The following is a 20,736-nucleotide window of genomic DNA, read 5'->3' on the forward strand; positions in this document are numbered from 1 at the left end:
CGCCGGCGCCGGCGGCCGGTGAAGTCCTGGTGCAGATCAAGGCTGCCGGGCTGAACCCCAGCGACGTGAAGAACGTGCTCGGGCGTTTCCCCTACACCACGTTGCCACGCATTCCCGGCCGTGATTTTGCCGGGGTGGTGGTGCAAGGTCCGCAGGAACTCGTTGGCCAGGAAGTCTGGGGCACCGGTCGCGACCTGGGTTTTTTCGCTGACGGTTCCCACGCCCAGTACCTCACCGTGTCGGCCAAGGGCGTGGCGCACAAGCCCAGCCATCTGAGCTTTGCCCAGGCCGCCAGTCTCGGCGTACCGTACACCACGGCGTGGGATGCCCTTGAGCGCAGCGGTGTCGGCAAAGGTACTCGCTTATTGGTGATTGGTGCCAATGGAGCGGTAGGCAGCGCGGCGTTGGCCCTGGCGAAGATTCGTGGGGCTCAGGTGCTCGGGGCCGTGCGTCGGCCGGAACAGGTCGAGGCCTTGCGCGAGCAGGGTTTCGAGGGCTTGTTACTGGGCCAGCCGGAAGCGCTGGGAGGGCAGGTTAATGCGCTGTTCGGTACGGGCGCCGATGTGATCTTTGACACCACCGGCTTCTGGTTGCCGGCAGCGGTGGCGGCACTCGCACCTTTTGGCCGTATCGCAATCATCGCCGCGCCGGTTGACGGGCACGTGCAATTGCCGGCCCTGGCGTTGTACCGCAAGGGTGGTTCGGTGGTGGGGATCAATTCGCTGCTCTACAACTGCGAGCAATGCGCCGTGATGCTGGAGCAGTTCGGGCGGTTCTTCGATGAGGACTTGTTGCCGCTGCCGACCGGTTTGCGAGAAGTGTCGCTGGCCGACGGTGTGAAGTGCTTTGAGCAAGTGAACCAGGGCAGTGCCGACAAGATTATCTTCCTGCCCTGACCCGCTTATTGTGGGCGCGGGCTTGTGTGGGAACGGGCTTGCTCGCGAATACGGTGTGTCAGCCAATACATTCGGCACTGATCCACCGCTTTCGCGAGCAAGCCCGCTCCCACATTTGATCTTTATTCAGGCTTCGGGAACGCCTTTTTCCCACGCCGACCAGTTCTTCAGAATTGCCTGCACCAGCGGATTACCGGTGCGATACAGGTTCTCCAGCGCCGGCACAAATCCGCCCTGGTCCGCATACTTCAGCAGGTTGTCCACTTCGCTGTAGCCCGGGTACGGCCGATCAAAGTCGGAACCGGCCCGCACCACCGCCAGGCGATTGATATCCACCAACCCTTCACGGCTGGCCCGCAGCAACGCTTCATAGGTGGAGTTGTCTTCCTGCTGGGTGGTGCAGTACACGCCTTTATTGTCCGTCAGCAATTTGGTCCAGACCTCGGCGCGCTCACTCAGGCGCGTCCCGGAGAACCAGGTATTGCCCGCCAGGGTGTCGCACTGGGTGACCTGCGGCGGCTGATTGGCCGGCGCGTACGGATAGTGTTTGCGCCAGGCCGTGGACTCCTTGCTTTCACTGAGCTCGACTTTTTGCGACAGCGCAAACGCCTTGGCTTGCAGCTTGGGATTGAGCTCGAACACTTCGGTCTTGTAGTCCAGCGGCGGCTTCTCGTTCGGCCCCTTGGTATTGATGCCGATATAGCCGGTCGGCCAGTCCTTCGGCGCGTCCCGTGAATCCAGTTCCCATTGGGTTCCGAATTCCACCAGGTAATGGGCCCACGCGGCGGTGCCGATGGTGCCATGGTGCGGGTTGATCCCGGCGATCCCGGCGATCAGGAAGTAGCTCTGGCGCAGGTCGAACTTGGGCGACAACGCCAGCGCCAGGGTCGAGGCGGCAGCGTTGGTCTGGCCCATGCCGGTCACCAGCAGGCACACGTCCTGGGTGTTGCAGCGGATCACTGGATACTCGGCCGACAAGCCTGGCACGCGAACTTCCTGCTTGAGTTCCAGGCGCTCGATCCAGTTCTGCGCTTCGGGGGCGAACATGGTGATCAGCATCACCTTGGGCTTGATCGGGGCCGGGGCATCAGCCAGCACGACATGCGGCAACAGCGCCCCGGCGGCCAGGCCGATGGCGATTGAAAGGCGGGTAAAGGTCTTCATCTACTGCTCCTTGTTCACACTCAGAATTGATAGCCCACACCGGCGTAGTAACCCCAGCCGTTGGAGCGGGCGCGGAAATTACCGTCGCCAAAGTTCAGCTCGCTGCCGTCTTCCCAGTTGCCGCCGTTGTGGAAGTAACGGCCTACCAGGGTGAAACGCAGGTGAGTGAACGAATACAACAGCACGTTTGTTGCAACCAGGGAGTTGGCGGTGCGCGCGGGGTTGTCTTTGTGTAGATCCGAGCCGAAATCGTAGTTGGTGAAGCCGATATAGGTCAGCGACGCACCATTGTCGAAGCTGCCGATGGGCACGATGTATTTCATCTGTGCACGGTAGCCGTCCCATGAGTATTCGTTGCTGGCGCCGTAGTTTTCCCACTGGTAACGGCCATAGAAGTTGGCCGACAGGTTGACCCGCGAGTGGGTCTCGATGTCGGTGCCCAGGCCGCTGTACAAGGTGTTGGCACGGTTGTCCTTGTTGCTGCCGTGGTCGTAGATCCAGTCGAACGCCACATACCATTCCTTGAACGGGCCGATGGCCAGGCTGCGACCGGCCAGGTAGTCGATGGAGATGCGCGGTTCGTGCTCCATGAACACCGGCGAGCCGTGGTCCCACGCGCCTTTGTCATTGCTGTTGCCGATCCCGAAGATCTTCGGGATGTCGACGTAGCCATACAGTTCGAACGGGCCCTTGCGGCCGAAGTATTCGTACTCCAGGTACACGTCATCGGCGGGTTTGGGGCCGAAGCTGATGTCTTTGCTGCCGATCACCGTCAGGTCCTGGTTGAACCAGTCCGACAGGTACACGCCTTTTTTCGACGGGCTGGCTTCCGGGGCCAGGGCTTCGCCCTGTGCTGAGTCATCGGTGGGTTTTTCCTGCGCCAAAATGGGTCCGCTGAGTACTCCCGTAACGGCAGCCAGTAGCAGGGAAACAGCAAAAGGGGTAGCCGACGCGGATCGTCTGGAAGTGGGTTGCATTGAAAATCCCTGTTCGTACGCGGTTGGGGCCCGATTCTTCGGGTTGAGGTGAACCTGGTTGCCAAGTTCGTTCCGCAAACGTTTGCACAGGTTGTACCAATTTGTGTCAATTGCATGAAGGAATTGAGAAAAGTGGGAAATAGTCGGCCTTTTGGTCAGAAATGCGCCTTGGTAAACGGCAGCACCTGATCACCATTGCGGTTGAACAGGTACATCGCGGTTTCCCGGCGATATTCGCTGGGCGTCTGGTTCATCTCGATGCGAAAGTGCCGGTTGAAGTTGGAGAGGTTGGCGTAACCCACTTCAAAACAGATATCGGCCACTGACATCTCGCTTTGCAGCAACAGGCGGCAGGCGCGCTGCACCCGGAACTTGCGCATCAGGTCGATAAAGCCGTGGCCGGTGACGCGCTTGAAAAAACGCGAGAAGCCCGGTTCGCTCATGTCCAGCCGTTGGGCGATCACCGACAGCCGCAGGTCGCCGGTCAATTCCGTCATCAGGTATTCGAAGGCCTTGTGGATACGCTCCGAGCTGCGGGCATCCAGGCTTGGCGTGTAGCAGGCACTGGCCAGGCAATGGGCTTCCCCGGAGGGGGCCTGCCCCAAGGTATGCAGTAACTGGATGAACAGAATCAGGCGCGCCAGGCCCTCGGCGGGGCCGATGGACTCCAGCAGGTGCGCGGCCTTCAGTGCCGTCTCGCCGGTGAATTCCAGGCCGCGCCGGGCCCGGTCAAACAGGCCTTGCAGGTCGCCCAGCTCAGGCAGCGTGGTGCGCAGGGCCAGCAATGCGGCGCCGTCGAACTGCAACACCACATCGCGCCCCGTCAGGTACTCGCCGGGGGCCAGGTCGCCGATCCAGTCGTGGGGCAGGTCGGGGCCGATCAGTGCGACATGGCCGGCGCCAAACGCACCGATATAGTCGCCCGCCACGAGCTTGCCGCTGCCCTGGCGGATCAGGTGGATTTCAAATTCGGGGTGATGGTTCCAGCGGGCGAGCTCGAACGGATAGTCATGTTCGTACCAGCGAAAGCCATGCTCGGGCTCGGCCAGAATCACTTCCAGCTCGGCGGGGCGCTGCTCGAAAAGGGCGGATCGGCTTGCAGGCATGGGCTTGGCCCTTCTGGGCTTTTTGGAATGGGACCAAAATACGCCCTTTGCCCGGGCAGCCGCTACCCTGGGTTTTGTCGGTCACTGATACTTTTTTGATCCTCGCTGCGGGATCAAAAAAGTATCAGCCAGGCATCCGCCATTCGTTTGTTCGGCTCCGGGCAAGCTGCTGTAATCGGGCCGTCAACAACAAAAACAATAAGTGGAAACCGCCATGTTCAAGCTTCCGAAAGCGCTGTTCCTGCTCTCCGGCCTCACTCTGGCGATGGCCAGTCACGCGGCCGAAACCGTGACCATCGCCACGGTCAACAACAGTGACATGATCCGCATGCAGCACCTGTCCAAGGTGTTCGAACAGCAGCACCCCGAGGTGAAACTAAACTGGGTGGTGCTCGAAGAAAACGTCCTGCGCCAACGCCTCACCACCGACATCGCGACCCAGGGCGGCCAATTCGATGTGCTGACCATCGGCACCTACGAAACCCCGTTGTGGGGCGCCAAGCACTGGCTGGAACCGATCACGCCGCTGCCCGCCGACTACGACGTGGAAGACATCTTCCCCGCGGTACGCCAGGGCCTGTCGGTGAACAACACCCTCTACGCGTTGCCGTTCTATGGCGAAAGCACCGTCACCTATTACCGCACCGACCTGTTCAAGCAGGCCGGCCTGGCGATGCCCGAGCATCCGACCTGGACCCAGCTGGGGACGTTCGCCGCCAAGCTCAACCAGCCCGCCAAGGACCAATACGGCATGTGCCTGCGGGGCAAGGCCGGCTGGGGTGAAAACATCGCGTTGCTGAGCACCATGGCCAACGCCTTTGGTGCGCGCTGGTTCGACGAACAATGGAAACCCGAGCTGACCAGTCCCGAGTGGACGGCGGCGGCGAACTTCTACGTCAACACCCTGAAAAACTATGGCCCGCCGGGCGTCTCCAGCAACGGTTTCAACGAAACCCTGGCGCTGTTCAACAGCGGCAAATGCGCGATCTGGGTCGACGCCAGCGTTGCCGGCTCGTTCACCACCGATAAAACCCAAAGCAAAGTCGCCGACAGCGTGGGTTTTGCCGCCGCACCGACCGAGGTCACCGACAAGGGTTCGTCGTGGCTGTACGCCTGGTCCCTGGCGATCCCGGCCACCTCCAAACACAAGGACGCCGCCAAGGCCTTTATCACCTGGGCCACCTCCAAGGAATACATCCAGCTGGTAGCGGATAAGGACGGCATCACCAACGTACCGCCGGGCACGCGCCAGTCCACCTACAACGCGGCGTACCTGGCCGCGGCGCCGTTCGCCAAGGTGACCTTGCAGATGATGCAACACGCCGACCCCGCGCACCCGTCGGCCAAACCCGTGCCGTACGTGGGCATCCAATACGTGACGATCCCCGAGTTCCAGGCCATCGGCACCTCGGTGGGCAAGCTGTTTTCGGCAGCGCTCACCGGCGGCATGACGGTCGACAAGGCACTGGCCGAGGCGCAGTCCACCACCGAGCGTGAAATGAAACGCGCCGGCTACCCGAAATAATCACCTCAGGGACACTGCATTGATGAAACGACTGGAAGGTAAAAGTGCGCTGGTCACCGGCAGCGCGCGGGGCATTGGCCGGGCGTTTGCCCAGGCCTACATCAACGAAGGCGCGACCGTCGCCATCGCCGACATCAACCTGGAGCGGGCGCGGGCCACCGCCACGGAGCTGGGCCCGAAAGCCTACGCGGTGGCGATGGATGTCACCGACCAGGCGTCCATCGATGCCGCGATTGTCGCCGTGGTGGCGCAGGCCGGCAAGCTCGACATCCTGATCAACAACGCCGCCTTGTTCGACCTGGCGCCCATCACCGACATCACCCGCGAGAGCTTCGACCGGCTGTTCTCGATCAACGTCGCCGGTACGTTGTTCACCTTGCAGGCGGCGGCCCGGCAGATGATCAAGCAGGGGCATGGCGGCAAGATCATCAACATGGCCAGCCAGGCCGGGCGCCGGGGTGAGCCTCTGGTGGCGGTGTACTGCGCGACCAAGGCGGCGGTGATCAGCCTCACGCAATCGGCGGGGCTGAATCTGATCAAGCAGGGCATCAACGTGAACGCCATCGCGCCGGGAGTGGTGGACGGCGAGCATTGGGACGGGGTGGACGCGATGTTTGCCAAGCACGAAGGGCTGCCGCTGGGCGAGAAGAAAAAGCGCGTAGGAGCAGAAGTACCGTTTGGGCGGATGGGGACTGCCGAGGATTTGACCGGAATGGCGGTTTTCCTCGCGTCCAAAGAAGCCGACTACGTGGTTGCCCAGACCTACAACGTCGACGGCGGCAACTGGATGAATTGAGCGGGACGCAGCTCCTCGAACCATCGCAGATCAAAAACTGTGGGAGCGGGCTTGCTCGCGAAAGCGTTGTATCAGTCAATCTAGCCGGCGACTGACACTCCGCATTCGCGAGCAAGCCCGCTCCCACAGTTGATCTTCATTGTCCTGAAAAGGGGGCTTGGTCTTATTCGGCAAAGCTGCGATCAAAGAAGTACACCGCCCCAGGCTTCAGATTCTCCACTGTCGCCTGCGGCCGTCCGCCCTCGCCATGCTTCTTGCGGCCCGTCTCCCGCAAAAAACCGGCCTCGGTCAACTTCAGCAACCGCTGGCGAATACTGGTCTTCAGCACCGGCCGCGCCAATACCAGCGAAAAGATCGTAGTCGCCTCCGGCGCACTGAACTCATTGCCCAAAAACATCAATGGCAAGCTGCTGTACAGCGACTTGGAAAACAGCCTTTCCTGTACCGCTGCCACAATCGCGTTGTGATCGAAGGGCAGCTTGACCCCGCCAGTCGCCACGGCATCAACAGAGCACCACTTTTGATGCCCCCCCAGCTCCACCTCATCAGCCACGATCGCCAGGTAATAGGTCGACGACGACCAGCAGCGCGGATCGCGAAACGCATCGCCCACCGTCCCCACTTGCTCATACCAGGCCAGCGGCAACCCAACCTTGTCACTGGCCCGCAACCGCTCCACGGCATCCTGCAGGCTCAGATCTTGCACGCCGCCATTCACCACTACACCGGGCAAGGCCCAGTGCCCGGCGAAGGGCTCGGCGTCGCGCTGGTTGAGCAATATCTTCAGTTCCCCGGATGCACGGCAATAGAACAGCACGCACAAGTCCACGGTGTGCAGGTAGGCGCTAAGGGTTGGGGCGTGGTCTGGCATGTCGGGTCCTGTTGGCAGCGGTGGGGCACAGTCTAACGGATCAAACGGGTATGTCGTGTACTTGATCCAGGATAGATAACAAAATGTTTCTTGCCATGAAAGTACATGACGTGTACTTTTATATCCAGGCCACAGGAGAACACGACCATGACCGTCTCTAAGAACGCTATCGCCTCATTCGACGTTGACGCCCAGAAGAGCTTCACACCGCTGTGCCCCAACGAATTGCCGGTCGCTGGCGGTGACCAGATCGGCGCCGAGCTCAATTACATGGCCAGCCTCGCCGCGCGCCGTGTCGGCAGCAAGGACGCCCATACCCCGCACGCGCCCTGGGTGGTGCAACAGCACAGCCAGATGCTGCAACCCACCGGGCTGGTACATGCCGATGTCACCTGGGTCGCCCACTGTGTGCCCGGCACCGAAGGTTTCACCCTGTTGGACGAATTGCCCACGCCCTATGACTACAACTACTTCATCTGGAAGGGCGTCGAACCCGACCTGCATCCCTACGGCGCCTGCTACCACGACCTCCACGACAAACTCTCCACCGGCGTCATCGAATACCTCAATGCCCAGGGCATCCAGCGTGTGATTGTCGGCGGCCTGGCCCTGGACTACTGCGTCAAGACCACCGCCTTGCAACTGCTCAAGGCCGGTTTCGAGGTGATCCTGCACCTGCCGGCATGCCGTGGCATCAGCGAGGAGGGCGGTGTGCAGGCGGTCAGCCATTTGCAACAAGCAGGCGTTGTAATTACCCGCAATCGGGAAGAACTGGCCGCGATGGCCGCGCGTTAAGGAGTACCTCATGGAAAGTGCATACGACTACGAAAACGCTGTGATCCAGGGCCTGCTGGACACCGACTACTACACCTTCACCATGATGCAGGCCGTGTTGCACCAGCACCCGAATGTCGATGTGGAATACCAGTTCATCGTCCGCTCCAGAGAGAAACTGGGGCACCTGATTCCCGAGCTGCGGGTGGAGCTGGAAAAACTCGCCGGCCTCAGCATGCGCGAAGGCGAGCTGCGCTTTCTGTTCAACCAGCGCCGTGAGTACTTGACCCCGGATTTCGAGCGCTTCCTGGGGCTGTTCCGCTTCAACCTGCGCTATATCCACGTCAGTGAAATCGACGGCCAACTGAACGTCCGCGTGGTCGGCCCGATGCTGCACTGCATCATGTTCGAACAGCCGGTATTGGCCCTGGTCAGCGAGCTGCGCAACCGCGACAAATACCCCGACGTCAGCCTCGAAGACGTCACCCGCAAGCTCTACCAGAAATTCGACTGGCTGGAGAAAAACCTCACCCGCGACGAACTGGCCGACCTGCGTGTCTCGGACTTCTCCACCCGCCGGCGGTTGTCGTTCAAGGCCCAGCGTGAAGTGGTCGACATCATGCGCCGCGACTTTCCCGGCCAGTTCATCGGCACCAGCAATGCGCACCTGGCCTACGAATTCGACCTGCCGCTGATCGGCACCATGGCCCACCAGTGGCTGATGGTGCACCAGCAACTGGGGCGGCTGCGGGAAAGCCAGAATGCGGCGCTGGAAAACTGGGTGCGCGAATACCGTGGGCGCTTGGGTATCGCCCTGACCGACTGCATCAGCACCGACTTTTTCCTCAAGGATTTCGACCTGTACTTTGCCAAGCTGTACGACGGTTTGCGCCAGGACTCCGGTGACCCGATCGTCTGGGCCGACAAGGTGTTGGCCCGCTACAAGGAGCTGGGCATCGACCCGATGACCAAGGACCTGATGTTCTCCGATGGCCTGAATTTCGAGAAATGCCTGCCGATCCTGCGGCACGTGCGGGGCAAGGCCAAGTTCGGCTTTGGCATGGGCACCAGCCTGGCCTGTGATGTCGACGGAGTAGAGCCGCTGAGCATCGTGATGAAACTGGTGCGGGTGCACGGCGAGCCGGTGGTGAAATTCTCCGATGACCCGATCAAGAACGTCTGCGAAGACGCCTCGTTCCTGCAGTATGCGGCGCAGGTGTTCAACGTCGGCAACGTCAATCCGCAACTGGGGGTGTGACATGGACACTCAGGCACGTATCGCACAAGAACTGAAGATCAACCGGCTGCTCGGCAAGGGGGGCGAGGGAGCTGAGCTGCAACGGCGCATCGACTTCATCAAGGGCACCTTGCGCCAGTCCGGCTGCCATGCGCTGGTGCTGGGCATCAGCGGCGGTGTCGACTCACTGACCGCCGGGCGCCTGTGCCAACTGGCAGTGGAACAACTGCGCAACGAAGGCTACGAGGCGCGGTTTATTGCCATGCGCCTGCCCTATAAAACCCAGGCGGACGAGCGCGACGCCCAGGCTTCCCTGGATTTTATCGCACCGGACCGTATCGAGACGCTGAACATTGCCGCCTGCGTCGACGGGCTGATGGGCAGCCTGTCTGCCGCGCAAGCCAGCGCTGAACGCATCGACTTTATCAAGGGCAACGTCAAGGCCCGGGCGCGGATGATGGCGCAGTACGCCGTGGCGAACCTGCACAACGGCCTGGTGGTGGGCACCGACCATGGCGCGGAGGCGCTGATGGGGTTTTTCACCAAGTTCGGTGACGGCGCCTGCGACCTGGCGCCGCTCTCAGGGCTGACCAAGACCCAGGTGCGCCTGCTGGCCAGCGCCCTTGGCGGGCCACGGCAGTTGGTGGCCAAGGCACCGACTGCCGACCTGGAAGAACTGGCACCGGGCAAGCCGGATGAGTTGGCGTATGGCTGCAGCTATGACGAGATCGACCGCTACCTGATGGGCGAGGCAGTGAGTGAGCGGGTGAGGGCGATTGTCGAGAGCGCCTACCTCAAGACCGCCCACAAGCGAGCATTACCGGCGGTTCCCGACTAAGACTTCCTGTTCCTTCCCGGCACTGTTGACGTTGACCGTACGCGCCACGCTCACGCGGTCACCGTCAAACCCGCATACCACCCGATCGCGAAACGCGGTTTGCGGGTAGATCCAGGTCATCTCCAGCGTCCCGGTATCCAGCCAGCGCGCGCCGGCAACGATCTGCGCATCCTTGAACTCATAACCGTGGTGCAACGCCCGGCCCGGCATGTTGGTGGTGCCGGCGATCCAGTGATCAATCCCCACCTCTAGGGCATGAGTCGCCTTGCTGTCGGTCAGTTGGAAGCGCAGTACATTGCCTTCGACGGCGAACGCCAATTGCTGCACATCCAGCCCGTTGGGCTCTACCTGATACACGCCCGTGAAATCTCTCGGCCCTGCACACGCTGAAAGCAACTCAGGCCGCTGTGCCATGCTCGCCAGACGTTGCTGCAACCGTGCATCCGCTTCGGGTTTGACCGTGCAATCATCGCCAAACGCCGCCGGAAAATGCCGCTCGACAAACGGAGTCAGCTCCGCCGAATTCTTCATCCCGCCGATCACCACCAGCGTTGCACCGTACTCGCGGAACACCATCGCCATCTGCACAAACACCCCGACAGCGCTGAAGGCGTGTGCCGGTTTCATCATCCAGTGATAACCGTAGCGGCTGTCCGGCCCGCCTTGTGGTCGGGTGGCCGCTGCAACCCAGGCCGCCGGTAGAACCTGCTTGCCATGCCACACGCCGCCTTGTGCATGCAGCACACCCAGCTTGAGCATGGCCGAGGTCGGCGCCTTCAAGCCATTGCCGCCGGGATTCACGCCATCGGGGCCGATGTCCCAGCTTTCATTATGGATATCCAGCGGTACAAACAGCCGGGGCTTGAGGTACGCGTGCAAGGTTTGCCCGGTGACCTTGTTGATCAGCGCCGAGAGCATGTAGCTGGCCGCACTCGTATAGACGTAGGTGGTGCCCGGTGCATAGGCCAGCGGTATCTTGAAGAACTCGGCAATCCAGCTGGTCTCGATACCCCGCCACACTGAACCCGAGGTATTGGCGGCGTGGCCGGTGCGCATGGTCAGCAGGTGTTCTACGGTCATGTCCGCCAGGCGCGGGTCGGCACCCACCGGCACACACTCCGGAAAGAACGCCACCAGCCGGTCATCCAGTTTCAGCAAGCCTTCATCCACGGCCAGGCCAATGGCGCAGGCGGTGAAGCTCTTGGCCACGGAGTGCAATACCCGTGGCTCGTTGGGATCCACCGGCCAGCTCCAGCCTTCGGCGACTACGTGGCCGTGGCGGTGCAGCATCAGGCCTTGCAGGTCGAGGCCGGCCGCTTTCACTTCATCGAGAAAGGCAATCAGGTGCTCGGGATCAACGCCGACGCTGCTGGCGCTGGCGCGGGACAAACCATCGTAGGACATGGGCATAAACAGGCTCGTAGGGGGAGGGAAATCAACGGCTGCGGTGCACCAGCCGCGAATAGGAAATCAGCATGCTGGTCAGTTCCTGGCTGACGCTGGTGAGCGGCGATGAACGGCGGCTGATCAGGCATACATCACGGGTCGCCAGCGGTTCTTCGATGGCGATGGTGGTCAGGGCGCTGGAAAACAGCTTCATCCCCGGCAGCATGCGCGGTTCGATGGTCAGGTAATCGGTTTCCGAAACGATGTGCAGGGTTTCCAGCAACGAATCAGTGGTGATCGCAATCTTTGGCGGCGCCAGGCCCTGGGTACGGAACAGCTCGATCAAGCGGTTCTCCGCGCCGCCCACTACGCCGGCCGGGCGTACGCTGATCCACTGGCAGTCGGTGAGGGCTTGCACGGATTTTGCGTGGGCCTGCGGGTGGCCCTTGCGCGCAATGATGCCGGCGTTTGAGCTGTAGAGGCGGTCGATGGCCAGGTCGATATCGGCCACGTTGGGCGCCAGCGGGCACAAGACGAAATCCAGGCGGCCATCGCGGACTTTTTCCACCAGGCCCTTGGTGGTGCCGCTGGCCACGTGCACCTGCATGCGCGGGAAGCGCTGGGTGAAGTTGCTCAGTACCGGCAGCAGCAATTCGGCCAAGGGTTCGGAGGTGACGCCCAGGGCGATATGGCCTTCGGGCTCGCCTTTCCAGGGTTGCAGGTCGAGCAGGGCACGTTCGCAGTCGAGAGTGATGGAACGGGCACGGGCCAGGAACACCTCGCCGGCCGGGGTCAGGTTGATGCCTTGGTTGGAGCGTTGCAGCAGCACCACCCCGAGTTCCTTTTCGAGGGTCTGGATTGACTGGGTCAATGTGCTTTGGGCCACATCCAACTGACGTGCGGCCGAGCGGAAGCTGCCTTTTTCAACCACGGAGCAGAACGCGCGAAGATGGGTGAGGGTCATGACGGTGGGCTCGCTCAGTGCTGCATTTAAACCATTGAATGCCAGCCAGCTTATCTGATGACTATAGGTGAGCACAGATCGGTCTGGATGATCGCGATCATTATTTTTGATCAGGAAAACCCCATCTTTTCCAGCTCAAGGCCCTGATTTCTCGGTACGGTAACGCCAGGGCAACCCACGGACGGTTGATGATCGGATAAACCGAGCCCGATCACTCGGAGCGTTCTTCTCAAGTTGATTGGGTGGCGAATAAGATCGGTCCAGGAACATTCGCAAACCGTAATCAGCGACTAAAACAACAACAACTATTCAGGTGTTCGGCCGTGCCTCTTTTTGGGTCCTGCCAGCGTCCGAACCCAAGCGTAAGGATCATTCAAGGTGCATTTATCATGAACAAGACTTTATTCCTGGCTGGCGCCTTGTCCGCCGCGCTGGTGGGCACTGCCCACGCCGAGAATCTATTGAAAGTCGCGTTGAACGCCGACATTCGCAGCACCGAGCCAGGCGTCAACCGTGACACCAATTCCGACGCCGTCATCTTGCACATTACCGAAGGACTGGTGGCCTTCCGTGAAGATGCCACCGTCGGCCCGCTGCTGGCCAAAGACGTGCAGGTGTCCGACGACGGCCTGCGCTACACCTTCCACCTGCGCAACGGGGTCAAGTTCCAGAACGGTGCGCCACTGACCTCCTCCGAAGTGCTGTGGACCTGGAAACACTACCTCGACCCGAAAACCCAATGGCGCTGCGCCCCTGAATTCGACGGCCATGGCGGCGCGAAAATCGTCGACATGAGCGCCCCGGACCCACTCACCGTGGTGTTTACCCTGGACAAGCCCAACGGCCTGTTCCTCACCAGCACCGCGCTGCCGGAATGCGGTGGCAGCGGCATCCTGCACCCCGACTCGGTGGTCGACGGCCAGTGGAAAGCCCCCATCGGCACCGGCCCGTTCCGCCTGGGCGAGTGGAAGCCCGGCCAATACATCGACCTGCTGCGCAACGCCAACTACACCCCGCGGGACGAGAAAGAGCCGGATGGCTACACCGGCAATAAAAACACAACCCTCGACCGCGTGCGCCTGCTGGTGATCCCGGACCCGGCGGCGGCCAAGGCGGCCTTGCTGTCGAAGAACGTCGACCTGCTGATTGACGTCACGCCGCTGGACGCCACCGAACTGGCTGCCAACCCCGGCATCAAGGTCACCTCCAGCGGCACCATGTCAGTCAACGCGTTGCTGTTCCAGACCCGCGACCCCTTGCTCAAAGATGTGCGCCTGCGCCAGGCCATCGCCCATTCGCTGGACTCCGCACAAATCGTCGCCGCCCTGACCGGTGGCCGTTCCCAGGCCAACAATTCGATGGTCGCCAGTGGCAGCCACTACCACCAGGCAATCGAGAACCAGGGCTTCGATTTCGACCCGGCCAAGACCGCCCAACTGCTGCGGGAAGCTGGCTATAAAGGCCAGCCAATCAAACTGATCGTCAACAAGCGCTACGCCGCGATCTTCGACATGGGCGTGTTCGTGCAAGCCATGGCCAAGGCCAGCGGCATCAACCTGGAACTGGAAACCCTGGAGTGGGGCACCCAGCTGGAGCGCTACCAGACCGGCAACTACCAGATGATGGCGTTCCCGTATTCCGAACGCCTTGACCCGGCCCTGAGTTTCGACTCGATGACCGGCGACAAGGACAAGGAAGCGCGCAAGGTCTGGGACAACCCCCAGGCCCAGGAATGGCTGCGTGAAGCCCAGCGCGAAGGCGATATCAGCAAGCGCCAGGCGCTGTTCGACCAACTGCATCAGCAGATGCTCAAGGACGTGCCGATGATCCCGATGTACAACGGCAACGCCATCGCCGCCAGCCGTGATTACGTCAAAGGCCTGCGCACCTGGCCGGTGTCCAAGCCGCGCCTGTGGACCGTCAGCGTCCCTGCGACCGGGAGTAACTGAGGATGTTGCGTTTCATCTTTCAACGGCTGGCGATGTCGATCCCGACCTTGCTGCTGATCTCGCTGATGGTGTTCGCGATCATCCGCCTGGTGCCCGGTGATCCGGCGCTGCTGATGCTCGGCGACATGGCCGATGCCCACAGCCTGGAGGTCGCCCGTGCGTCCCTGGGCCTGGACCAGCCGCTGCCGCTGCAGTTTGTGATCTGGCTCAAGGCGGTGCTCAGCGGCGACCTCGGGCATTCCATCACCACCAATGAAGCGGTGTTGCCGCTGATCCTTGACCGCTTCCAGGTGAGTGCCGGGATCGTGCTGGTCTCGGTGTTGCTCGCGGCGTTGATTGCGGTACCGGCGGGCTTGCTCTCGGCGTGGAAACAGAACAGTTCCCTGGACTTTGGCGTGGTCTCCACCGCGACCCTGTTGCTGTCGATCCCGAGTTTCTGGCTGGGCCTGCTGTTGCTCTACGCGTTCGGCATCAAGCTCGGCTGGCTGCCGGTGGTGGGTTACGTGTCGTTCGGCCAATCGCCGTGGCAGGCCTTGAGTTTTATCGTGCTGCCGATTGTCACGCTGACGTTGGTGGAACTCGGCGCGATCACCCGCATGGCCCGGGCCAGTGCAATTGAAGTGCTGCGCCTGGAATACATCACCCATGCCCGTGCCAAGGGTTTGTCGGAGCGGGCGGTGTTGTGGCGCCATGCGCTGCGCAACTCGTTTGCACCGACCCTGACCCTGATCGGCCTGATCCTCGGCAACCTGCTCAGCGGCATCGCGGTGCTCGAAACCGTGTTCACCCTGCCAGGTATCGGCCGGCTGATGGTCGACGCCATCTACGCCCGGGACTACCCCGTGCTGCAAGGCTGCCTGCTGCTGGTGACCTTTGTTTATGTGCTGGTCAACCTGTTGGTGGACCTGCTGTACCCGCTCTTCGACCCCAGGGTTAAGTTATGAATAAGCCTCTACCTGTCGCACCCGAGGTGCTGTTGCCGGCACCGGCGCGTGCCCCCAGGGCCTGGCGTGTGCCGCCGCTGAACGCGCTGATCGGTGCGCTGCTGCTGGCCTTGTTGTTGATCATGGCCTTGCTGGGCCTGGTCTGGACGCCCCATGACCCGTTGGCCTTGAACCTGCTGGCGCGCTTGCAGGCGCCCACCGCCGCGCACTGGCTGGGCACTGACGAGTACGGTCGCGACGTGCTGAGCCGCCTGATGATCGGCGCTCACACCAGCCTGTGGGTGAGTGTGTTGACGGTGACGCTGGCGATCACCGCCGGCACGGTATTGGGCCTGCTGGCCGGGTTCCTGCGGGGCTGGGTCGACCGGGGCTTGATGACGGTCAACGATGCGTTGCTGGCGTTTCCCGGGATCCTGCTGGCCCTGGGCTTGATGGCGATCATCGGCCCGAGCCTGTACGGCATCGTGTTTGCCTTGAGCCTGGCCTACACACCGTCGGTGGTGCGGGTGGTGCGCGGCACGGTGTTATCGTTGCGCGAGAAAGAGTTTGTCGAAGCCTCGCGGGTGATCGGTAACTCCGAGCTGTACACCATGCTGCGGCACATCGCGCCGAACTGCGTGGCGCCGGTGTGCGTGCTGGCCACCAGTATGTTCGGCTGGGCGATCCTGGCGGAAAGCTCCCTGAGTTTCCTCGGCCTGGGCGTCCCGCCGCCGGCCGCCACCTGGGGCAACATGCTCGCCGCCAGCCGGCCGTATATCGCCACGGCCAGCTGGCTGGGGCTGTTTCCCGGTGTCTGCATCGCCATGGCGTTGCTGGCGTTCAACCTGTGCGGCGATGCCTTGCGCGATCGTCTCGACCCGCGGATGAGTAAATGACCATGACTGACATCCTTCTGGCAGTCGACAAGCTGAAAATCCGCGTGGGGGCCAACGGCCCGCTGGCGGTCAACGACCTGAGCTTCACCATCGCCCCCGGCGAAATCGTGGCGCTGGTGGGCGAGTCCGGCAGCGGCAAGACCATGGCCGCCCGCGCCGCCATCGGCCTGTTGCCACCGCCGCTTGCACAATGCAGCGGCCAGGTGCGTTTCCAGGGCCATGACCTGGGCAGCCTTGCGCCTGAGCAACTGCGCCAGTTGCGCGGGGCGAAGATCGGCATGGTGTTCCAGGAACCCATGGTGTCCCTCAACCCGTCCATGAGCATCGGCGAGCAAATGGCCGAGGGCCTGCGCCTGCACACCAGGCTGAGCGATGCGCAGATCCGCGAGCGCAGCCTGGAGATGCTCGGGCATATCGGCATCAAGGACGCCGAGCGTTGCCTGGCGGCGTTTCCCCACGAGTTCTCCGGCGGCATGCGCCAGCGCATCATGCTCGCCTCGGTGATGCTGCTGCGCCCGGCCTTGCTGATTGCCGACGAGCCCACCACGGCCCTGGATTGCCTGGCGCAACTGGACGTGTTGAAACTGATGCTCGACCTTACGCGCGAGCAGGGCACGGCGATCCTGTTTATCAGCCACGACCTGTCGCTGGTGGCGCGCTACGCCGACAAAGTGGTGGTGATGCGCGAAGGCCGCGCGGTGGAGCAGGGCACCATCGAGCAGATCCTGCTGGCGCCCAAGGCCGAGTACACCCGGCAACTGCTTGAGGCCCTGCCGCGGCGCGGCACCCTGGCAGCCCTGCCCAAGGCGGACCGGCCGTTGCTGACGGTCAAGGACGTGTGCATCGAGCACCCGGGGCCGCGCAGCCTGTGGGGCCGCAGTCAGTTCAAGCGGGTGGTGCATGCGGCCAACCTGTCCATCGCCCCGGGGGAAACCCTGGCGCTGGTGGGCGGCAGCGGCTCGGGCAAGACCACCCTCGGCCGGGCGATTGTCGGCCTGAACAGCCCGTGTTCCGGTGCCATCGAGTTTGAGGGCGTGGACATTCTCAAGGCTGGCAACCGTGACCATCGCCTGCAATGCCAGATGATTTTCCAAGACCCGTATTCGTCCCTCGACCCGCGCATGAAGATTGGCGACATCCTCGCCGAACCCCTGCGCCATGTGCCCGGCCTGACGCCCGCTCAGCGTCGTGAGCGGGTGGCGAAAACCCTGGTGGACATCGGCCTGGCGGAACAGTTTGTCGACCGCTTCCCGCACCAGTTGTCCGGTGGCCAGCGTCAACGGGTGGCCATTGGCCGGGCGCTGGTGCGGCACCCGCGACTGGTGATTGCCGATGAGCCGATCTCGGCGTTGGACATGACCATCCAGAAGCAGATCCTCGAGCTGTTCGAACGCCTGCAGGCGCAGTACGGTTTTGCCTGCCTGTTCATCTCCCACGACCTGGCGGCGGTGGAACGCATCGCCCACCGGGTGGCGGTGATGAGCGAGGGCAGGGTGGTGGAAATGGGTGCCCGCGACGAGATCTTCGACCGCCCGCAGCACCCCTATACCCGCAAGCTGCTGGCCGCCGCCAGCCCCTTGGAGAAACTTGAAAACGGTGGCTACCGCATCCGCCAGGGCCCCGTACCGCTAGCGCTGTAACCCAGGACTGACGTCACCCGCCGCGCAAATCGCCGATTTGCGCGAACGGCGAAGCCATGCCCGAAGAACAATAAAAACACCAACCCCCACCCCACTGCCAGGAGCTAAAAAAATGAAAAAATCCCTGACTCAACTCATCACCAGCGTCGGCGTTGTCAGCAGCGGGCTGGTCCCGTCACTGGCCCATGCAGACTTCATCAAGGACAGCAGCGGTACGCTGGACTTGAAGAACTACTACTTCAACCGTGACTACCGCGAGGCCGCTTCCCAGTCGATGCGCGCCGAGTGGGCCCAAGGTTTTATCCTCGGTATCAAGTCCGGTTTCACCGAAGGCACCGTGGGCTTCGGCCTGGACCTGACCGGCATGCTGGGGGTGAAACTCGACTCCAGCCCGGGGCTGTCCGGCACCGGTTTGCTGCAGCGTGACAGCGACAAGAATGTCTCCGACGAGTACTCCAAGCTTGGGGTGACCGCCAAGGCCCGCTTCGCCAAAAGCGAGCTGCGTGTGGGCTACCTGGTGCCGGACCTTCCGATCCTGCAACCCAACACCAGCCGTCTGTTTCCGCAGTCCTTCAGCGGCACCCAGCTGGTGTCCAACGACATCAGCAACCTGAAAATCACCCTCGGGCAGATCGACCAGGCCAAGGACCGTGACTCCACCAACTACGAAGACATGAAGCTGACCACGGTGAGCAAGGTCTACAAGAGCACCGCCCTGAGCGACCAGTTCCGCTTTGCCGGTGGCGACTACTCGCTGACCCCAAACACCTTGCTCAGCTACCACTTCGCGGCGCTGGACAGCATCTACCAGCAGCAATACGTGGGCTTCAAGAACAACTTCGGCCTGGGGCCGGGCACGCTGAAAACCGACGTGCGCTACTTCAAGTCGGACAAGGACGGCGCGGGCCTGGCGGGCAAGGTCGACAACAGCGCCTTGAGCAGCCGCCTGACCTACCAGTACGGCGGCCACAGCATCGGCGGCGGCTTCCAGCAGCAATACGGCACCACGCCGTTTACCTATCTGGACGGCTCCATCACCTACCTGTTCACCGAGTACCAGTTCAGCAACTTCACCCAAACCAGGGAGCGAGCCTGGCACGCCCGCTACGACTACAACTTCGCCGATCTCGGCTTGCCCGGCCTGTTGTTTGGGATCAAGTACGCCAAGGGTGATTCGGCTGAAGTGCTCGGCTTCAACCGCGAAGGCCGCGAGTGGGAGCGCGACCTGGACCTGGGCTACGTGGTGCAGAACGGGCCCTTCAAGGGCGTGTCGATGCGCTGGCGCAATGCGCTGAGCAAAGGCAACTACTTCAACGACGTTAACGAGAACCGCGTGATACTGGGTTACACCCTGGCGCTCTGGTAACCACCCACTGTGGGAGCGGGCTTGCCCGCGATGGCGGTGGGTCGGTCACGGAATAGGCTGGCTGACCCACCGCCATCGCAGGCAAGCCCGCTCCCACACTGATCGGATTACCAGATCAAGATAGTGTGGGCCGCCCTTACAGACGATCACGCCGGCTCGTTAATATTTCTTCAGCGTTCATCACTCGAATATCGAGATTTCCGGTTTATGAAACTTAAATCACACCCCTTGCTGCAAGCGACACAAGGCACCCACAGGCACGTGGACAGTGAGCATTACGGTGCAATGGGTGCAAGTCGAAAAATCTATATCCAGGCGGCGCTGCATGCCGACGAAACCCCGGCGCTGCTGGTGGCCGCGCACCTGCGCCGGCAACTGGCAGAACTGGAAAATGCCAACCGGCTGAATGCGCAAATCGTGCTGGTGGCCGTGGCCAACCCCACCGGGCTGAGCCAATACATCATGGGCGCGCCCAGCGGGCGTTTCGAACTGGGCAGCGGGCGTAATTACAACCGGGGCTTTCCGGTGCCGTACCAGGCAATCGCCGACAGGATCGAGCACCTGCTGGGCCAGGACATCGACGCCAACCGCCAACTGATCCGCCAGGCCTGGGGCGAATGTCTGCTGGACGCGGCGCCGCTGGACGAATTCCAGTCGCTGCAACGCACCCTGATGCTGCTGGCCCACGATGCCGACATCGTGCTGGACCTGCACTGCTCCCGCGAAGCGGCGATGCATGTGTACACCGGCGAGGCAGTGTGGGCGACCGTGGAGCCGCTGGCGCGCTACATCGGCTCTGAAGCCTCGTTGCTGGCCACCGATTCCCAGGCCAATTCGTTCGATGAGGCGCTGTACCTGCTGTGGGTCAACCTGCGTGAGCGGTTTGGCGATCGGTTTCCGATTCCGGACAGCAGCGTGGCGGTGACCGTCGAGCATCGTGGCCAGCGGGATGTGTCCTATGAACTGGCAGAACATGACGCCACGGCGATCATTGATTACCTGACCCACCTGGGCGCGGTTGAAGGCACGCCACGGCCATTGCCGGCCCTGCGTAACCCGGCGACGCCGTTGGCCGGCAGCGAACAGTTTTATGCGCCATGCGCCGGGGTGCTGGTACACCGGGCGGCGGTGGGCAGTCGCATCGAGGCCGGGCAGGCGTTGTTCGATATCGTTGATCCCCACAGTGGGCAGGCCACCACGGTTTGCAGCCACAACACCGGCGTGTTGTACATGCGCCGCGACGTGCGCTTTGTGAAGCCGGGCGACCCGCTGGGCCGGGTGTCCGGTGCCACGCCGATTCGCAGCGGCAAGCTACTCAGCGCCTGATTTGCCAGCTATGGAATACGGTCAAAATGTGGGAGCGGGCTTGCTCGCGAATGCGGAGGGTCAGTCGCCGGAGATGTTGGCTGACCCTCCGCATTCGCGAGC

18 protein-coding genes are annotated in these 20,736 nt (G+C 62.2%); 12 read left to right on the top strand and 6 right to left on the bottom strand.

The features are described 5' to 3' along the window. Window positions 1–896: zinc-binding alcohol dehydrogenase family protein (locus HX873_RS00005; RefSeq protein WP_177122206.1), on the top strand; the 896-nt coding region annotated here is incomplete at its 5' end. 126 nt (window positions 897–1,022) lie between these two features. Here the strand turns inward: HX873_RS00005 and HX873_RS00010 are convergent. The 3 genes from HX873_RS00010 to HX873_RS00020 all read right to left on the bottom strand — a co-directional run bounded on the left by HX873_RS00010 (window position 1,023) and on the right by HX873_RS00020 (window position 4,143). Further along, a complete protein-coding gene (locus tag HX873_RS00010; RefSeq protein WP_177122207.1) occupies window positions 1,023–2,060 on the bottom strand; it encodes a purine nucleoside permease in 1,038 nt (345 codons plus the stop codon). A gap of 20 nt (window positions 2,061–2,080) precedes the next feature. Then, window positions 2,081–3,037, bottom strand: a complete 957-nt coding sequence (locus tag HX873_RS00015; RefSeq protein ID WP_032899590.1) for a nucleoside-specific channel-forming protein Tsx — start codon at window positions 3,035–3,037, stop codon at window positions 2,081–2,083. A 155-nt stretch (window positions 3,038–3,192) separates the two neighbouring features. Next, window positions 3,193–4,143: an AraC family transcriptional regulator gene (locus tag HX873_RS00020; RefSeq protein WP_177122208.1), complete on the bottom strand. Its 951-nt coding sequence runs from the start codon at window positions 4,141–4,143 to the stop codon at window positions 3,193–3,195. Window positions 4,144–4,357: 214 nt separating this feature from the next. Between HX873_RS00020 and HX873_RS00025 the strand changes: the two genes are divergently transcribed. Further along, on the top strand, window positions 4,358–5,668 hold the full coding sequence (locus HX873_RS00025) for a sugar ABC transporter substrate-binding protein (protein WP_177122209.1): 1,311 nt from the start codon (window positions 4,358–4,360) through the stop codon (window positions 5,666–5,668). A gap of 22 nt (window positions 5,669–5,690) precedes the next feature. Further along, window positions 5,691–6,464, top strand: a complete 774-nt coding sequence (locus HX873_RS00030) for an L-iditol 2-dehydrogenase (protein ID WP_177122210.1) — start codon at window positions 5,691–5,693, stop codon at window positions 6,462–6,464. 163 nt (window positions 6,465–6,627) lie between these two features. Here the strand turns inward: HX873_RS00030 and HX873_RS00035 are convergent, their stop codons facing one another. Next, window positions 6,628–7,335: an NUDIX hydrolase gene (locus HX873_RS00035; protein WP_008437074.1), complete on the bottom strand. Its 708-nt coding sequence runs from the start codon at window positions 7,333–7,335 to the stop codon at window positions 6,628–6,630. 147 nt (window positions 7,336–7,482) lie between these two features. Here HX873_RS00035 and HX873_RS00040 point away from each other — a divergent pair, with 147 nt between their 5' ends. From HX873_RS00040 to nadE, 3 genes are read left to right on the top strand one after another with little or no spacing between them, the layout of a single operon-like run. Further along, window positions 7,483–8,130 carry a nicotinamidase gene (locus HX873_RS00040; protein ID WP_177122211.1) on the top strand — a complete coding sequence of 216 codons (648 nt, stop codon included), beginning with the start codon at window positions 7,483–7,485 and terminating at the stop codon, window positions 8,128–8,130. 10 nt (window positions 8,131–8,140) lie between these two features. Beyond that, window positions 8,141–9,367 carry a nicotinate phosphoribosyltransferase gene (pncB, locus tag HX873_RS00045; RefSeq protein ID WP_003208126.1) on the top strand — a complete coding sequence of 409 codons (1,227 nt, stop codon included), beginning with the start codon at window positions 8,141–8,143 and terminating at the stop codon, window positions 9,365–9,367. Between the two features lies 1 nt (window position 9,368). After that, window positions 9,369–10,184, top strand: a complete 816-nt coding sequence (nadE, locus tag HX873_RS00050) for an ammonia-dependent NAD(+) synthetase (RefSeq protein ID WP_087694155.1) — start codon at window positions 9,369–9,371, stop codon at window positions 10,182–10,184. Here the strand turns inward: nadE and HX873_RS00055 are convergent. Then, the gene (locus HX873_RS00055) at window positions 10,164–11,594 is read right to left on the bottom strand and encodes a serine hydrolase (protein WP_177122212.1); all 1,431 of its coding nucleotides are present in this window, start codon (window positions 11,592–11,594) and stop codon (window positions 10,164–10,166) included. The genes nadE and HX873_RS00055 overlap by 21 nt on opposite strands. Window positions 11,595–11,619: 25 nt before the next feature. Beyond that, on the bottom strand, window positions 11,620–12,534 hold the full coding sequence (locus tag HX873_RS00060) for a LysR substrate-binding domain-containing protein (RefSeq protein WP_003208132.1): 915 nt from the start codon (window positions 12,532–12,534) through the stop codon (window positions 11,620–11,622). A 389-nt stretch (window positions 12,535–12,923) separates the two neighbouring features. On the opposite strand from HX873_RS00060, the gene HX873_RS00065 reads away from it, so the two are divergent. From HX873_RS00065 to HX873_RS00090, 6 genes are all read left to right on the top strand, one after another. Continuing rightward, the gene (locus HX873_RS00065; protein ID WP_177122213.1) at window positions 12,924–14,483 is read left to right on the top strand and encodes an ABC transporter substrate-binding protein; all 1,560 of its coding nucleotides are present in this window, start codon (window positions 12,924–12,926) and stop codon (window positions 14,481–14,483) included. Window positions 14,484–14,485: 2 nt separating this feature from the next. Next, complete coding sequence (locus tag HX873_RS00070; protein ID WP_003208135.1) at window positions 14,486–15,427, top strand: ABC transporter permease; 942 nt, start codon at window positions 14,486–14,488, stop codon at window positions 15,425–15,427. Continuing rightward, entirely contained in the window at window positions 15,424–16,302 is an 879-nt protein-coding gene (locus HX873_RS00075; RefSeq protein ID WP_177122214.1) for an ABC transporter permease, read from the top strand. Before HX873_RS00070 ends, HX873_RS00075 begins: the two co-directional genes overlap by 4 nt. Then, window positions 16,299–17,942 (top strand): ABC transporter ATP-binding protein, encoded by a 1,644-nt coding sequence (locus HX873_RS00080; RefSeq protein WP_177122215.1) that lies wholly within the window; start codon window positions 16,299–16,301, stop codon window positions 17,940–17,942. The genes HX873_RS00075 and HX873_RS00080 overlap by 4 nt, the downstream gene beginning before the upstream one ends. 112 nt (window positions 17,943–18,054) lie before the next feature. After that, window positions 18,055–19,308 (top strand): OprD family porin, encoded by a 1,254-nt coding sequence (locus HX873_RS00085; RefSeq protein WP_177122216.1) that lies wholly within the window; start codon window positions 18,055–18,057, stop codon window positions 19,306–19,308. Between the two features lie 207 nt (window positions 19,309–19,515). After that, entirely contained in the window at window positions 19,516–20,634 is a 1,119-nt protein-coding gene (locus HX873_RS00090) for a succinylglutamate desuccinylase/aspartoacylase family protein (RefSeq protein ID WP_177122217.1), read from the top strand. Window positions 20,635–20,736: the final 102 nt, after the last annotated feature.

The sequence above is a fragment of the Pseudomonas sp. P7758 genome (assembly GCF_013386485.1).
Classification (GTDB): Bacteria; Pseudomonadota; Gammaproteobacteria; order Pseudomonadales; family Pseudomonadaceae; genus Aquipseudomonas.